Raw genomic sequence first — 14,829 nt, forward strand, 5'->3', positions numbered from 1 at the left:
GCCGCCATGAACAGAACTCTTTATACCTTGCTGTTTCACCTGGGCCTGCCGCTGGTTGCGCTGCGCCTGTTCCTGCGGGCGCGCAAGGCACCGGCCTACGGCCAGCGCATCGGCGAGCGCTTTGCCTTCGGCCTGCCGCCCATGCGCCAGGGCGGCATCTGGGTGCATGCGGTGTCGGTGGGCGAAAGCATTGCCGCCGCGCCCATGGTACGGGCGCTGCTGAAGGCCTACCCAGGCCTGCCGATCACGCTTACCTGCATGACCCCGACCGGGTCGGAGCGCATTCGTGCGATGTTCGCCGATGAACCGCGTGTGCAGCATTGCTACCTGCCCTACGACCTGCCGTGGGCGGCCGGGCGCTTTCTCGACCATGTGCAGCCGAAGCTGGGCATCATCATGGAAACCGAACTGTGGCCTAACCACATTCACCAGTGTGCCAAGCGTGGCATCCCGGTGGCGCTGGCCAATGCGCGGTTGTCCGAGCGCTCGGCCCGTGGTTATGGGCGTTTTGCCACGTTGACCCGGCCGATGCTCGCCGAGATGAACCTGATCGCGGTACAGACCGAAACCGAAGCGCAGCGCTTTCGCGACTTGGGCGCGCGCCCTGAATGCGTGCAGGTGACCGGTTCGATCAAGTTCGACCTGAAGCTCGATGACCAGTTGCTGCCGCGCGCCAAGGCGCTGCGCGAGCAATGGGGCGCCAGCCAGCGCCCGGTATGGATTGCCGCCAGCACCCATGAAGGTGAAGACGCGCTGATCCTGCAGGCACATCAGAAGCTGCTGCAGGTGCACGGCGATGCGCTGCTGATCCTGGTGCCACGCCACCCGGAGCGGTTCGATGCAGTGCATGCCCAGTGCAGCGAACAGTTCACCACCGTGCGCCGCTCTGCCGGCACCCCGGTCGATGACCAGGCCCGCGTGCTGCTTGGCGATACCATGGGCGAGTTGCTGTTCCTCTACGCCCTGGCCGACATCGCCTTCGTCGGCGGCAGCCTGGTCGCCACTGGCGGCCACAACCCGCTCGAGCCCGCAGCACTGGCTTTGCCGGTGATCATGGGGCCGCATGTGTTCAACTTCCTGGAGATCAGCGCGATGCTGAAGGACGCTGGGGCGTTGCAGCAGATTGAAGATGCCGACGGGCTGGCCGAGGCGGTGCGGCGGTTGATCGAGTTGCCGCAGGATCGCCAGCGCATGGGCGAGGCGGGCAGGGCGGTGATGCGGGCAAACCAGGGCGCCTTGCAGCGGTTGCTGGATGGTCTTGCTGCGATTATCCGCTGAGATAGGCGATTGCTTTTTCGCGGGTAAACCCGCTCCCACAGGGTTGGTGCTTTCCTTGCGAGCTGCACGAAACCTGTGGGAGCGGGTTTACCCGCGAATGGCGCGACATCTATCTCAGGGCCTGCGCTCGAAGTTCTTCGCTGCCGCCGCCGCCAGGTCCGGTGGCAGGAAGTCCTTGTCCGGGTTGTAGTCCGGCTTCAGGTAGCGCCCCAGGTCTTGCAGGTCTTGCGGGCTCAGGGTTCCCGCCGCCTGCTTCAGGCTCAGGTTGTCGAGAATGTAGTCATAGCGGCTGTTGTTGTAATCACGCACCGAGGTGTACAGCTGGCGCTGGGCGTCGAGCACGTCGACGATGTTGCGGGTACCGACCTGGTAGCCGATTTCGGTGGCTTCGAGCGCGCTCTGGTTGGAAATGATCGACTGTTTGCGTGCCTGCACCTGTTCCACATCGGTGTTCACCGCGCGGTGCAGGTTGCGGGTGTTTTCCACCACCTGGCGGCGCAGGCTTTCGCGCTGTTGCTCGCTCTGGCTCAGGCGCTGGTAAGCCTCGCGCACTTGCGAGCTGGTCAGGCCGCCGCTGTAGATCGGGATGTTCAGTTGCAGGCCGATGCTGGTCTGTTCCACATCACTGCCGTAACGCACGTTTGGCTGCGCGGGCGAGTTGGTAAAGCCCAAGCTGTCGTTATCGCCTTTCTGGTATTTGGCGACCGCATCCACGGTTGGGGCATGGCCGGCCTTGCGCTGGCGCAGGGTTTCTTCGGCGGCATCGACGGCATAGTTGGTCGCCAGCAGGTTGAGGTTCTGGCGGGCGGCGGTTTCTACCCAGGACTTGGCGTCATTGGGCGTAGGCACCTGGATCGGCAAGGTGTGGACCACACCCTGGATCGACGAGTACTCGCGGTTGGTCAACGTCACCAGCGCCTCGAAGGCATCCTGCACCTGGCGTTCGGCGATGATCCGGTTGGCCCGGGCCGTGTCGTAGCTGGCCTGGGACTGCAAGACGTCGGTCTTGTCGGAAAGGCCCACGTCGAAACGTTCGTTGGACTGATCGAGCTGGCGCTTGAAGGCGGATTCCTCGGCCTTGGTCGCGGCCAGGTTGTCCTGGGCCCGGAGCACCGCAAAGTAGTTTTGCGCGGTTTGCAGAATCAGGTTCTGCTCAGTGGCAGACAATTCCAGCGCCGCCTGTTCGTTGACCGCCTCGGCCGCCTGCAACTGGAACCAGCGGTCGGCACGGAACACCGGCTGCGCCAGGGTGGCGCTCCAGGAGTTGCCGCTGCGGTTGGCGGTGAGGGACGGCTCGTCGAGCTTGGTGCGGGTGTTCATCATCTCGGCACCCGCCGACAGGTTCGGCAGCAGGCCGGCGCGGGCCTGTGGGACGACTTCGCGGCGGGCGCCATAATCGGCGCGGGCTGCCGCAAGATCGGCGTTGTTGTCGACCGCTTCCTGGTAGACGCTGACCAGGTCGGTTTTAACCGTCATGGGCATTTCTGCTGCCCAGGCCATTCCGTTGGACGCACAAGACACGGCTATCGCCAGTGAGAGTTTGCGCAGCATAGAGGCAATCCTTGTACGAAATATAATTACTGAACTGTTGAGTATCGAGCGATGGGCCAGTGTAGTGCCATGCGCCCCCGGCAACAATCGCCCAGTGCGCCTTTCATCATCACCCGTATTTACCCGCTTGGCTTTGCCGACCACTCCAGTCTAGACTGCGCATGTTCTTGTCGGGGTGCCTTGAAGCAAAGGCTGAGATCGCAAAGTTGCGGATCCCGTTGAACCTGATCAGGTTAGCGCCTGCGTAGGGAACAAGATTGCTCGCCTTCCCGGGGAGCCTCTTGTGCCAGGTCCGGGAATGTCTCAGCTGCAAGCAGCTTACGGCACCCCCATGTATCCGGCACTGCACACCCGTAAAGGGGTGCGTCCGCGTCTTTCAGGTTCTCCCCGACATTCCATCCGCTAGGAAGCTGTCTGGAGAGCCCGTGATGAGCAAACAAGAAAAAACGATCAACCTCAGCGAATCGGCACAAGTCGATCAGCAGTCCGTGCAACCGTTCCCCCGTTCGCGCAAGGTCTATGTCGAAGGCTCCCGCCCGGACATCCGCGTGCCCATGCGCGAAATCAGCCTGCACGACACCCCTACCGATTTCGGCGGCGAGACCAACGCCCCGGTGCTGGTCTACGACACTTCCGGCCCCTACACCGACCCTAACGTCATCATCGACGTGCGCAAAGGCCTGGCCGACGTGCGTTCGGCCTGGATCGACGCGCGTGGCGACACCGAGCGCCTGGGCGGCTTGAGTTCCGACTTCGGCCAACAGCGCCTGAACGATGCAGAGCTGGCCAAGCTGCGCTTCAACCACGTGCGCAACCCGCGCCGCGCCAAGGCGGGCGTCAACGTCTCGCAGATGCACTATGCCCGCCAGGGCATCATCACCGCCGAGATGGAATACGTTGCCATCCGCGAGAACATGAAGCTGCAGGAAGCCCGCGCCGCCGGCCTGCTTGACCAGCAGCACGCGGGCCACAGCTTCGGCGCCAACATCCCGAAAGAAATCACCCCCGAGTTCGTCCGCGAAGAAATCGCCCGCGGCCGCGCGATCATCCCGGCCAACATCAACCACACCGAGTTGGAGCCGATGATCATCGGCCGCAACTTCCTGGTGAAGATCAACGGCAACATCGGCAACAGCGCCCTGGGCTCCTCGATCGAGGAAGAAGTGGCCAAGCTGACCTGGGGGATTCGCTGGGGTTCGGACACGGTCATGGACCTGTCCACCGGCAAGCACATTCACGAAACCCGCGAGTGGATCATCCGTAACTCGCCCGTGCCGATCGGTACCGTGCCGATCTACCAGGCCCTGGAAAAAGTCGGCGGTGTCGCTGAAGACCTGACCTGGGAGCTGTTCCGCGACACCCTGATCGAGCAGGCCGAACAGGGCGTGGACTACTTCACCATCCACGCCGGTGTGCTGCTGCGCTATGTGCCGCTGACCGCCAAGCGCGTTACCGGCATCGTCAGCCGGGGCGGCTCGATCATGGCCAAGTGGTGTCTGGCGCATCACCAGGAAAACTTCCTGTACACCCACTTCGACGAAATCTGCGAAATCATGAAGGCCTACGACGTCAGCTTCTCGCTGGGCGACGGCCTGCGTCCGGGCTCGATTGCCGACGCCAACGATGCTGCGCAGTTCGGTGAGCTGGAAACCCTCGGCGAGCTGACCAAGATCGCCTGGAAGCACGACGTGCAGTGCATGATCGAAGGCCCGGGCCATGTGCCGATGCAGTTGATCAAGGAGAACATGGACAAGCAGCTCGAATGCTGCGACGAGGCGCCGTTCTACACCCTTGGCCCGCTGACCACCGACATTGCGCCGGGTTACGACCACATCACCTCCGGTATCGGCGCGGCGATGATCGGCTGGTTCGGTTGCGCCATGCTGTGCTACGTGACGCCCAAGGAACACCTGGGCCTGCCGAACAAGGATGACGTCAAGACCGGCATCATCACCTACAAGATCGCCGCCCATGCCGCCGACCTTGCCAAAGGCCACCCGGGCGCGCAGATTCGTGACAACGCCTTGTCCAAGGCGCGTTTCGAGTTTCGCTGGGAAGACCAGTTCAACCTTGGCCTCGACCCGGACACCGCCCGCGCGTACCACGACGAAACCTTGCCTAAGGAATCGGCCAAGGTCGCGCACTTCTGCTCGATGTGTGGGCCGAAGTTCTGCTCGATGAAAATCACCCAGGAAGTGCGTGAGTACGCCGCCAAGATCGAAGCCGTGGACGTGACGGTTGAAGAAGGCATGCGTGAGCAGGCCGAGCGGTTCCGCCAGGAAGGCAGCCAGTTGTACAAAAAAGTGTAAGGCAATCCGTCACCACCGTGGGAGCGGGCTTGCCCCGCGAAAGCGTCAGCTGGGCCAGCGCGATTGGCAGGCCAGACGCCTTCGCGGGGCAAGCCCGCTCCCACCGTTGGATGCCTGTTCATCCCAATCTTTGCGGCGATCACAACAATGACCACCCCCAGCCATTTTTCCCCGGACCACCCGGTCCCCACCAGCCAACGCATCTTCGGCTTCGGCGACCTGTTCTCACTGTGGTTCTCCCTCGGCATCGGCTTGATGGTGCTGCAGGTCGGCGCCATGCTCGCCCCAGGCATGGGCCTTGCCAGCGCGGTGCTGGCCATCGCCCTTGGCACCGGTGTGGGCGTGCTGTTACTCGGGGCGGCGGGTGTCATCGGCAGCGACACCGGCCTGTCGGCCATGGGCACCCTGCGGCTCAGCCTGGGCAGCCATGGTGCCCGCTTGCCAGCAGTGCTCAACCTGCTGCAGCTGGTGGGTTGGGGGGCGTTCGAGATCATTGTCATGCGCGACGCGGCCAGCCTGCTCGGCGCGCGTACTTTTGGTGAAGGCAGTGCGTGGAACAGCCCTATGCTCTGGACCCTGTGCTTCGGCGCCCTGGCGACCCTGCTTGCAGTCAGCGGGCCGCTGGCGTTCGTGCGCAAGGTGTTGCGCACGTGGGGCATCTGGGTGCTGTTGGGCGCGTGCCTGTGGCTGACCTGGAACCTGTTCGCCAAAGCCGACCTGGCCGACCTGTGGCAACGCGCCGGTGACGGCTCGATGTCGCTGGCCGTCGGCTTCGACATCGTTATCGCCATGCCGCTGTCGTGGTTGCCGCTGATCGCCGACTACTCGCGGTTCGCCCGCAGCGGCAAGCGTGTGTTCGGCGGTACCGTGCTGGGCTACTTCATCGGCAATACCTGGCTGATGAGCCTGGGCGTCGCCTACACCCTGGCCTTTGCCCCCAGCGGCGAAGCCAATGCCTTGCTGCTGGCCCTGGCAGGTGCTGGGCTGGGTATCCCGTTGCTGTTGATTCTGCTGGACGAGTCGGAAAAAGCCTTTGCCGACATCCATTCGGCCGCCGTTTCCACCGGCGTGCTGGTACGCCTGAAAGTCGAGCACCTGGCGCTGGCCATTGGTGTGCTGTGCACCCTGATCGCGCTGTTCGCGCCACTGGCCCAGTACGAAAACTTCTTGCTGCTGATCGGTTCGGTATTTGCGCCGCTGTTCGGCGTGGTGCTGATGGACCACTACGTGATCCGTCACCGCCGCCTGCCGTCACAGGTCGATGGCTTGCACTGGCAGGCGTTGCTGGCCTGGGCCGTGGGTGTGGCGGCTTATCACCTGATTGCCGCGCAAGCACCGGACCTGGGCGCAACCCTACCGGCACTGGTGCTGGCAGGTGTGCTGCATGCGCTACTGAGCTTCAGCCGCGGCCGGGAAACAGCTCGGGCTTGATCACGCCGTTCAGGCGCGGGTAGGGGATCTTCAGCTCGACGTGGCCCATGGAGTAGGGCGCGATGGCATAGACCTCATACTTGACCACCACCGCGCCGTACGTCAGGGCGATGTGCGGCGACCGCTTGAAGGGCCAGGTCTTGACGAAGTCGGCGTCCTTGTCCATGCCGACGCTGATCATCCACGCGCGGTGCGACTCTTCGACGGTTTTCCAGAAGGTCTCTTCCTGGCCGGGCACCAGCATGTCCTGCAGGGTCAGTACCTTGTCCAGCTTGCGCGAATAGTTGATGAAGCCGCGCCCTGGCATGCCATGGGCGCCACCGCTGTCCAGGTAGCTGGACAGTTCGATGATCACCAGCCCGTCATGCTGTTCGCGTACCTTGGCTTGCAAATAGCTGCTGTTGCGCTTGTCGGCGCTGGCCAGGTACTGCTGCTCATACGCCTGCAGGGTGGTCGGCGCGGCGCCGTGCTGGTTGTCTTCGGTCAGCTGCAGCAGGCGCTGTTCGACGATGGCGTCGAGCTTGGGCTGGGCCGGGAAGTGAATGGTGTCGATGTTTACCAGCGGGCAGTCGCTTTCGCTGCAGCCGGGTTTGACGTGCTCCCAGGCGTCACGCTTGACCTCGAGCGGGGCCCGGTAATTGGGCGTGAACAGGCTCTGGCAGGCACCCAGGGCCAGTGCCAGCACAGCCACGGAAGTCAGTTTGACAAGTGTCATGATGATCCTTGCAGAACAGGGAAAAGTCGGCCTTTGACCGTCGGCGCGACCGTCAGTTCGCCACTAAGCTAACAGACAGAAGGCGCGCTGTCCCGACTGCGCGAACGGTTGCCGGAAAGGGGTGAAACGCGCCAAAGTGCGGAGTAGGATGGCGCGATGCAGTATTTGAGGCCATGAGGATTTCCATGTCAGACGCGTTGAATTCAGTGCCCAAGGGCTTCGAGATCATCGAGCGGGCCAATTGCTTCCAGGGCTTTTATAAGCTCGACAAGCTTCGCCTGCGCCATGAACTGTTCGCCGGGGGCATGGGCCGCGAGATCAGCCGCGAACTGTTCGTGCGCCACGATGCGGTTTGTGTATTGCCCTACGATCCACAGCGTGACGAGGTGGTGCTGATCGAGCAGTTTCGTGTCGGTGCCCTCGACAAGGTCGCCAACCCTTGGCTGATCGAGATGGTCGCCGGGCTGATCGACAAGGACGAGCAACCTGAAGAGGTCGCACACCGCGAGGCTGAAGAAGAGGCTGGGCTTACGTTCAGCGCTTTGTGGCCAATGACCCGCTACTTCCCATCGCCCGGTGGCAGTGACGAATTCGTCCACTTGTTCCTGGGGCGCTGCACCAGCGAGGGCGCGGGCGGCCTGCATGGCCTGGAAGAAGAGGGCGAAGACATTCGCGTGCGCGTGTGGTCGTTCGAGGATGCCTTGCAGGCCGTGCGTGATGGCCGTATCTGCAACGCCGCGACGATCATCGGCCTGCAATGGCTGGCGCTTAACAGAGACGAAGTTCGAGGTATGTGGAAGTGAACCTGCTGCGCGAGCGATATCGGGTTGACCTGGTCGGGCTGCAAGCAGCCTGCGAGGCCAATTACGCCCGGCTGATGCGTTTGTTACCAGACATGCGCACTACCCAGAGCTCGCGTCGCATCGGCATGACCCAGGGCGACCAGATGCTCGGTGTGCTGGTGCTCGATGTCGTGCTGGCCTGCCCTTATACCACCACCCTGCACGTGCGCCAGGAGCACAGCTTGCCGTGGCTGCCGGTGCCGCACCTTGAGGTGCAGGTGTACCACGATGCACGCATGGCCGAGGTGGTCAGCGCCGAGCATGCCCGGCGCTTGCGCAGCATTTACCCTTATCCGAATGCGGGTATGCACCAGCCGGACGAAAAAGCGCAGCTCAACCTGTTCCTCGGTGAATGGCTGAGCCACTGCCTGGCCTGCGGTCATGAACTGGCAAGTGTTCGCTGAAATGTGATGTGCGTCGGTTTCGGGTGTTTGCTCGCAACCGTTGCGCAGCCATAATTCGTGCTGAATCCGTTCGAGGAGACGGCCGTTGCCGCACCTAGACCCAACCCGCCCCGTGCATGTGGTGCAACTCACCGATGCCCACCTGTTCGCCGACCCGGCCGGTACCCTGCTTGGCCTGAACACCCGTGACAGCCTGCGCCATGTGGTCGCCCAAGTGCGCCGCGAGCAGCCGCCCATCGATTTGCTGCTGTGCACCGGCGATCTGTCCCAGGATGCCAGCGTGGCTTCCTATGAGGCGTTCCGTGAGCTGACCGCACCGTTTGCCGTGCCCACCCGCTGGTTGCCGGGTAACCATGACGAGGCGCAGGTAATGGCGCAGGTGGCGCCGGAGCTGGTGCAGGCGGTAACCGACATTGGCGCATGGCGCGTCGTCATGCTCAACACGGCCGTGCACGGTGCTACCCACGGTTTTCTGGAAGACGACCAACTGGCCGCGCTGGAATCAGCCTTGAAACAGGCCGGTGAGCGCCATTGCTTGGTGTGCTTCCACCATCAGCCGGTGGACATTGGCTGCGCCTGGATCGCGCCCATCGGGCTGCGCAATGCCCAGGCACTGTTCGCCATCGTCGAACGTTATCCACAGGTGCGGGCGTTGCTCTGGGGGCATATCCACCAGACGTGGGATGAACTGCGCGATGGGCTGCGCTTGATGGCCACGCCGTCGACCTGCATTCAGTTCGCGGCGCAAAGTGAGGATTTCAAGGTGAGCGAAGAGCAGCCTGGCTATCGCTGGTTGCGCTTGCATGCCGACGGGCGGTTGGAAACCGGGGTGGAGCGGGCACGGGACTTCGAGGTGAAACTGGACTTCGACAGCCCGGGGTATTGAGGAGGTTCAGGCAATACATCTTCCTTGTAGGAGCAGCCTTGTGCTGCGAACAGGCCAGCTGCAAAAACGCCGATCTTGATTCTTGCCACCGGTCTCTTCGCAGCACAAGGCTGCTCCTACACGGAAAGCGCCCCTTGAATGCCCGGAAGTGCCTGAAGAAAGTGTTGCGAAATCCCCCTCACTGCGTCAAAACCCGGCGAACGCGCTACTCTGCGCGTCCCTGCGCCAGCGAAACCCTGGATTATCGCCACGCCGAGCGCTATTACCGAGCGTGTGCATTGCGCATCCAAGCCGGTGGCGACCACAGCTTCCAGGGCTTTGTCGAGCGCCTGCCTACACTGCTGGCCTGTGCCGGGATTGCCCCGGGCGCGTATGCTCGACTTTTCCGTGCTCTGAGCTTTGTACCTAGCACTTTTGCATTCACCTGACTGACGACAAGACCCCATGGCCAATCCCAGCACTAGCGCCTATAACTCAGACTCCAACGAAGTCCTCTCGGGCCTTGATCCGGTACGCAAGCGACCGAGCATGTACACCGACACCAGCGGACTGAACCACTTGGCCTATGAAGTCGTCGACAACAGTGTCGACGAAGCCCTGGCCGGTCACGTCCGCTCGAGGCAGGTCATCCTCCATCAACACGGCCGTGCACGGAGCTACCCACGGTTTCCTGGAAGACGACCAACTGGCCGCGCTGGAATCTGACTTGAAACAGGCCGGTTAGCGCCATTGCCTGGTGTGCTTCCACGATCAGCCGGTGGACATCGGCTGCGCCTGGATCGCGCCCATCGGGCTGCGCAATGCCCAGGCATTGTTCGCCATCGTTGAACGTTATCCACAGGTGCGGGCGTTGCTCTGGGGGCATATCCACCAGAGGTGGGATGAACTGCGCGAGGGGTTGCGCTTGATGGCCACGCCGTCGACCTGCATTCAGTTCGCGGCGCAAAGCGAGGACTTCAAGGTGAGCGAAGAGCAGCCTGGCTATCGCTGGTTGCGCTTGCATGCCGACGGGCGGCTGGAGAGCGGCGTGGAGCGGGCACGGGACTTCGAGGTGAAACTGGACTTCGACAGCCCGGGGTATTGAGGTTCAGGCAATACATCTTCCTTGGAGCAGCCTTGTGCTGCGAAGAGGCCAGTTGCAAAAACACCGATCTTGGGTCTTGCCACCGGCCTCTTCGCAGCACAAGGCTGCTCCTACACGGAAAGCGCCCCTTGAATGCCCGCAAGTGCCTGAAGAAAGTGTTGCGAAATCCCCCTCACTGCGTCAAAACCCGGCGAACGCGCTACACTGCGCGTCCCTGCGCCCGCAACAAGGGCGCGAAGCCGCAGATTCCGGGGGCAGCATGTCGGGTTCCATCCTCTATATCCATGGCTTCAACAGCTCGCCGCTGTCCAAGAAGGCGCGCCAGCTCGAGGCAGTCATGCAGCAGTTGGGCTTGTCCGACCAATTGCGTGTGCCGGCGTTGCACCATCACCCACGCCAGGCCATCGCCCAATTGCAGGGCGCCATCGCCGAACTGGGTGCGCCCTTGCTGGTCGGCAGTTCGCTCGGCGGCTACTATGCCACCTATCTGGCAGAGCGCCACGGCCTCAAGGCCTTGCTGATCAACCCAGCGGTGGCACCCCACCGGTTGTTCGATGGCTACCTGGGCACCCAGCGCAACCTCTACACCGATGAGGCCTGGGAGCTGACCCACGATCACGTGCAGGCCCTGGCCGAGCTGGAAGTGCCAGCCCCCGAGGATGCCAACCGCTACCAAGTGTGGTTGCAGACCGCTGACGAAACCCTGGATTATCGCCACGCCGAGCGCTATTACCGAGCGTGTGCATTGCGCATCCAGGCCGGCGGCGACCACAGCTTCCAGGGCTTTGTCGAGCGCCTGCCGGCACTGCTGGCCTTTGCCGGGATTGCCCCGGGCGCGTATGCGGCGCTCGACTTTTCCGTGCTCTGAGCTTTGTACCCAGCACTTTTGCATTCACCTGACTGACGACGAGACCCCATGGCCAATCCCAGCGCTAGCGCCTATAACGCAGACGCCATCGAAGTCCTCTCGGGCCTTGATCCGGTCCGCAAGCGACCGGGCATGTACACCGACACCAGCCGACCGAACCACTTGGCCCAGGAAGTCATCGACAACAGTGTCGACGAAGCCCTGGCCGGTCACGCCCGTTCGGTGCAGGTCATCCTTCACGCCGACCACTCGCTGGAAGTCAGCGACGATGGCCGCGGCATGCCGGTGGACATCCACCCTGAAGAAGGCGTGTCCGGGGTCGAGCTGATCCTGACCAAGCTGCACGCCGGCGGCAAGTTCTCCAACAAGAACTACCAGTTCTCCGGTGGCCTGCACGGCGTGGGTATTTCGGTGGTCAACGCCCTGTCGACCCAGGTGCGCGTGCGCGTCAAGCGTGACGGCAACGAGTACCAGATGACTTTCGCCGATGGCTTCAAGGCCAGCGAGCTGGAAGTGGTGGGCTCGGTCGGCAAGCGCAACACCGGCACCAGCGTGTACTTCAGCCCCGACCCGAAGTACTTCGATTCGCCAAAATTCTCCATCAGCCGCCTCAAGCACGTGCTCAAGGCCAAGGCCGTGCTGTGCCCGGGCCTGCTGGTCAGCTTCGAGGACAAAGGCAGCGGCGAGAAGGTCGAGTGGCACTACGAGGATGGCCTGCGTTCCTACCTGGTCGACTCGGTCAGCGAGTACCTGCGCCTGCCCGACGAGCCGTTCTGCGGCAGCCTGGCCGGTAACAAGGAGGCCGTGGACTGGGCCTTGCTGTGGCTGCCTGAAGGCGGCGACAGCGTTCAGGAAAGCTACGTCAACCTGATCCCCACCGCCCAGGGCGGCACCCATGTCAACGGCCTGCGCCAAGGCCTGCTGGATGCCATGCGCGAGTTCTGCGAGTTCCGCAACTTGCTGCCCCGCGGTGTCAAGCTGGCGCCTGAAGACGTCTGGGAACGCATCACCTTCGTGCTGTCGATGAAGATGCAGGAGCCGCAGTTCTCCGGGCAGACCAAAGAGCGCCTGTCGTCCCGTGAGGCGGCCGCCTTCGTTTCCGGCGTGGTCAAGGATGCATTCAGCCTGTGGCTCAACGCCCACCCCGAGCTGGGCATGCAACTGGCTGAGCTGGCCATCAGCAACGCCGGCCGTCGTCTCAAGGCCAGCAAGAAGGTCGAACGCAAGCGCATCACCCAAGGCCCGGCGCTGCCGGGCAAACTGGCGGATTGCGCAGGCCAGGACCCGATGCGCGCCGAGCTGTTTCTGGTCGAGGGTGACTCTGCCGGTGGTTCGGCCAAGCAGGCGCGGGACAAAGAGTTCCAGGCGATCCTGCCGCTACGCGGGAAAATCCTCAACACCTGGGAAGTGGACGGTGGCGAAGTCCTGGCCAGCCAGGAAGTGCACAACATTGCTGTGGCCATCGGCGTCGACCCGGGGGCTGCCGACCTGTCGCAGCTGCGCTACGGCAAAATCTGCATTCTCGCCGACGCCGACTCCGACGGCTTGCACATTGCCACGCTGCTGTGCGCACTGTTCGTGCAGCATTTCCGCCCACTGGTGGAGGCCGGCCATGTCTACGTGGCAATGCCGCCGCTGTACCGCATCGACCTCGGCAAGGAAATTTACTACGCCCTGGACGAAGCCGAGCGCGACGGCATCCTCGATCGCCTCGTAGCCGAGAAGAAGCGCGGCAAGCCGCAAGTCACGCGATTCAAGGGGCTGGGTGAAATGAACCCGCCACAGCTGCGCGAAACCACCATGGACCCGAACACCCGGCGCCTGGTGCAGCTGACGCTGGACGATGTGCAAGCCACCTGCGAGTTGATGGACAAACTGCTGGCCAAGAAGCGCGCTGGCGACCGCAAGAGCTGGCTGGAAACCAAAGGTAACCTTGCCGAGGTCATGGTTTGATTCGGCTGTTTCTCGCCGCTTGCCTTGCCCTGGTTGCCTTGCCGAGTGTGGCGGGCGACTGGCCGCAGTTGAAGATGACTGCCGAATACCCCGTCGAGGGTATGCGCGGCGGCAACTTGTCTGGGTTGGTGCAGTGCCGGGGGGCGTTGTGGGGTGTATCCGACCGTGACGATGACCGGGTCTATCGCTTCGATCAGCAAAACGCGGTGTGGCGTGCGCAACCGCTGACCTTCACCCCGCCGCCCGTACCCGAGAGCGGCTTGCCGTGGGGGCTGAAGTCGCGCAACTGGGCGGCGTCCTATGTGCGCGGTGGCGAGCTGGATTTTGAAGGCATCACCTGTGACCAGGCCGGTAGCCTCTACCTGGTCAGCGAGGCGCATGCCGGCGTGTTGCGCATCCCGCTCAAGGGTGAGCCGGACTGGTTGAAGATCGACCCGGCCATGGTTCGGCAGGCGCGGGCCAGTGGCATGCTGCTTAACTTCAATGCCTTGTTCGAAGGCCTGGCGATCAACCCGGCGGGTGACCGCATCTGGCTGGCCGCCGAGCGCGAGCGCCGGGGGTTGGTGGCGATCGAACGTCAGCAGTCGGTGTGGACCTGCGGGCGCAGTTGCGTGCTGCTGAGCGAGGCTGGCGTCGAGATGCAGCCGCCGCAGATGCCCAACCCCCGGGCGCTGTCGCGTGATTTTGCCGACCTGGCCTGGTTCGAGGGCAAGCTGTACACCCTTGAGCGTAACGCCTACCGCATTTGTCGCCGCGACGCAGACAGCGGCGTGGTCGAGCGTTGCTGGTCATTCGCCGCCGATGCGTTGGTGGAGTCGCGCCGGTACGATCAGCCGTACGGCCTGGCAGAAGCCCTGGTCATCGATGCCAAAGGCGCCTGGATTGGCCTGGACAACAACAATGGCGTGCGCGCCGATGGCGAGGCACGCCCGATCGTCTGGCGCTTCGACGCGCCCGCCGGCGGCTGGAGCGCCAAGCCATGAGCCAGGCTCCGGGCAAGCGTGCCGGCAAGCTACTGATGATCGTCGCCTGGGCGGCGGCGTTGTTCCTTGCCACGCGTTTCTTCGGCCAATGGGAAGACAGCCAGCGCAACCCTAATGCCCAGGTGCAGTCTTCACGTGGCGAAGGCTTTATCGAGGTGCGCCTGCTGAGCAATGGCCAGGGGCACTTCGTGGTGGATGGCGCGATCAATGGCCAGGCCGTGCATTTCATGCTCGACACCGGGGCGACCGACGTGGCGATACCCGAGGCCTTGGCCCACACGCTGGCGCTTGCGCGCGGCAGCCCGGTGCTGCTCAGTACCGCAAACGGCCGCACCGAAGGCTACCGCACGCGCCTGAATACCCTGCAGCTGGGTGATATCCGCCTGCAGGACGTGCGTGCCACCGTGGTGCCAGGCCTGGACGGGCAGACCGTGCTGCTCGGCATGAGCGCCCTGAAACAACTTGAATTTACCCAGCGCGGCGGCACCATGCTGCTGCGCCAGAACCTGAAATGACGAGGCCCGC

The 14,829-nt window shown here is 63.3% G+C and carries 12 protein-coding genes, 3 pseudogenes and 1 riboswitch; of the genes and pseudogenes, 13 read left to right on the forward strand and 2 right to left on the reverse strand.

Annotated features, from left to right (window positions below):
* The first annotated feature begins 6 nt into the window (after positions 1-6).
* Positions 7-1,278, forward strand: coding sequence for a lipid IV(A) 3-deoxy-D-manno-octulosonic acid transferase (gene waaA, locus AB7M33_RS11375; RefSeq protein WP_454242855.1), 1,272 nt, complete (start codon positions 7-9; stop codon positions 1,276-1,278).
* 114 nt (positions 1,279-1,392) lie between these two features.
* On the opposite strand, the gene AB7M33_RS11380 is transcribed toward waaA, so the two are convergent.
* Positions 1,393-2,829 (reverse strand): TolC family outer membrane protein, encoded by a 1,437-nt coding sequence (locus AB7M33_RS11380; RefSeq protein ID WP_027592501.1) that lies wholly within the window; start codon positions 2,827-2,829, stop codon positions 1,393-1,395.
* A 161-nt stretch (positions 2,830-2,990) separates the two neighbouring features.
* A riboswitch (TPP riboswitch) is annotated at positions 2,991-3,097 on the forward strand.
* 160 nt (positions 3,098-3,257) lie between these two features.
* Here AB7M33_RS11380 and thiC point away from each other — a divergent pair.
* Both thiC and cytX read left to right on the forward strand, forming a co-directional pair.
* Positions 3,258-5,138 (forward strand): phosphomethylpyrimidine synthase ThiC, encoded by a 1,881-nt coding sequence (thiC, locus tag AB7M33_RS11385; protein WP_027592502.1) that lies wholly within the window; start codon positions 3,258-3,260, stop codon positions 5,136-5,138.
* 147 nt (positions 5,139-5,285) lie between these two features.
* The gene (gene cytX / locus AB7M33_RS11390; protein WP_027592503.1) at positions 5,286-6,569 is read left to right on the forward strand and encodes a putative hydroxymethylpyrimidine transporter CytX; all 1,284 of its coding nucleotides are present in this window, start codon (positions 5,286-5,288) and stop codon (positions 6,567-6,569) included.
* Here cytX and AB7M33_RS11395 read toward each other — a convergent pair.
* Positions 6,538-7,284, reverse strand: a complete 747-nt coding sequence (locus AB7M33_RS11395) for an RsiV family protein (RefSeq protein ID WP_099430592.1) — start codon at positions 7,282-7,284, stop codon at positions 6,538-6,540. The two genes, cytX and AB7M33_RS11395, sit on opposite strands and share 32 nt — an antisense overlap.
* Positions 7,285-7,469: 185 nt before the next feature.
* Between AB7M33_RS11395 and AB7M33_RS11400 the strand changes: the two genes are divergently transcribed.
* The 10 genes and pseudogenes from AB7M33_RS11400 (at position 7,470) to AB7M33_RS11445 (ending at position 14,819) form a co-directional block, all read left to right on the forward strand.
* Positions 7,470-8,087 carry an NUDIX domain-containing protein gene (locus AB7M33_RS11400; RefSeq protein WP_099455506.1) on the forward strand — a complete coding sequence of 206 codons (618 nt, stop codon included), beginning with the start codon at positions 7,470-7,472 and terminating at the stop codon, positions 8,085-8,087.
* Positions 8,078-8,530: a DUF1249 domain-containing protein gene (locus AB7M33_RS11405; protein WP_027592506.1), complete on the forward strand. Its 453-nt coding sequence runs from the start codon at positions 8,078-8,080 to the stop codon at positions 8,528-8,530. Before AB7M33_RS11400 ends, AB7M33_RS11405 begins: the two co-directional genes overlap by 10 nt.
* Before the next feature lie 85 nt (positions 8,531-8,615).
* Positions 8,616-9,416 carry a 3',5'-cyclic-AMP phosphodiesterase gene (gene cpdA / locus AB7M33_RS11410; RefSeq protein WP_265970278.1) on the forward strand — a complete coding sequence of 267 codons (801 nt, stop codon included), beginning with the start codon at positions 8,616-8,618 and terminating at the stop codon, positions 9,414-9,416.
* Positions 9,417-9,640: 224 nt separating this feature from the next.
* A pseudogene (locus AB7M33_RS11415) lies at positions 9,641-9,844 on the forward strand (YqiA/YcfP family alpha/beta fold hydrolase); the annotation flags it as partial.
* 16 nt (positions 9,845-9,860) lie between these two features.
* Positions 9,861-10,055 (forward strand): annotated as a pseudogene (locus tag AB7M33_RS11420) (DNA topoisomerase IV subunit B); the annotation flags it as partial.
* Positions 10,051-10,500, forward strand: a pseudogene (locus tag AB7M33_RS11425) (3',5'-cyclic-AMP phosphodiesterase); the annotation flags it as partial. The pseudogenes AB7M33_RS11420 and AB7M33_RS11425, both read left to right, overlap by 5 nt.
* A gap of 259 nt (positions 10,501-10,759) precedes the next feature.
* Positions 10,760-11,368 (forward strand): YqiA/YcfP family alpha/beta fold hydrolase, encoded by a 609-nt coding sequence (locus tag AB7M33_RS11430; RefSeq protein ID WP_027592508.1) that lies wholly within the window; start codon positions 10,760-10,762, stop codon positions 11,366-11,368.
* A gap of 48 nt (positions 11,369-11,416) precedes the next feature.
* Complete coding sequence (gene parE, locus AB7M33_RS11435; protein ID WP_027592509.1) at positions 11,417-13,321, forward strand: DNA topoisomerase IV subunit B; 1,905 nt, start codon at positions 11,417-11,419, stop codon at positions 13,319-13,321.
* Entirely contained in the window at positions 13,318-14,304 is a 987-nt protein-coding gene (locus AB7M33_RS11440; protein ID WP_099430590.1) for an esterase-like activity of phytase family protein, read from the forward strand. The genes parE and AB7M33_RS11440 overlap by 4 nt, the downstream gene beginning before the upstream one ends.
* Positions 14,301-14,819: a retropepsin-like aspartic protease family protein gene (locus tag AB7M33_RS11445; RefSeq protein ID WP_027592511.1), complete on the forward strand. Its 519-nt coding sequence runs from the start codon at positions 14,301-14,303 to the stop codon at positions 14,817-14,819. The genes AB7M33_RS11440 and AB7M33_RS11445 overlap by 4 nt, the downstream gene beginning before the upstream one ends.
* The last annotated feature ends 10 nt before the right edge of the window (positions 14,820-14,829 follow it).

The sequence above is a fragment of the Pseudomonas sp. Y3 TE3536 genome (assembly GCF_053629175.1).

Bases quoted from the DNA above. Each gene is read 5' to 3' on its own strand.
- waaA (WP_454242855.1), top strand. From the start codon at position 7: ATGAACAGAACTCTTTATACCTTGCTGTTTCACCTGGGCCTGCCGCTG.
- AB7M33_RS11380 (WP_027592501.1), bottom strand. From the start codon at position 2,829: ATGCTGCGCAAACTCTCACTGGCGATAGCCGTGTCTTGTGCGTCCAAC.
- thiC (WP_027592502.1), top strand. From the start codon at position 3,258: ATGAGCAAACAAGAAAAAACGATCAACCTCAGCGAATCGGCACAAGTC.
- cytX (WP_027592503.1), top strand. From the start codon at position 5,286: ATGACCACCCCCAGCCATTTTTCCCCGGACCACCCGGTCCCCACCAGC.
- AB7M33_RS11395 (WP_099430592.1), bottom strand. From the start codon at position 7,284: ATGACACTTGTCAAACTGACTTCCGTGGCTGTGCTGGCACTGGCCCTG.
- AB7M33_RS11400 (WP_099455506.1), top strand. From the start codon at position 7,470: ATGTCAGACGCGTTGAATTCAGTGCCCAAGGGCTTCGAGATCATCGAG.
- AB7M33_RS11430 (WP_027592508.1), top strand. From the start codon at position 10,760: ATGTCGGGTTCCATCCTCTATATCCATGGCTTCAACAGCTCGCCGCTG.
- parE (WP_027592509.1), top strand. From the start codon at position 11,417: ATGGCCAATCCCAGCGCTAGCGCCTATAACGCAGACGCCATCGAAGTC.
- AB7M33_RS11445 (WP_027592511.1), top strand. From the start codon at position 14,301: ATGAGCCAGGCTCCGGGCAAGCGTGCCGGCAAGCTACTGATGATCGTC.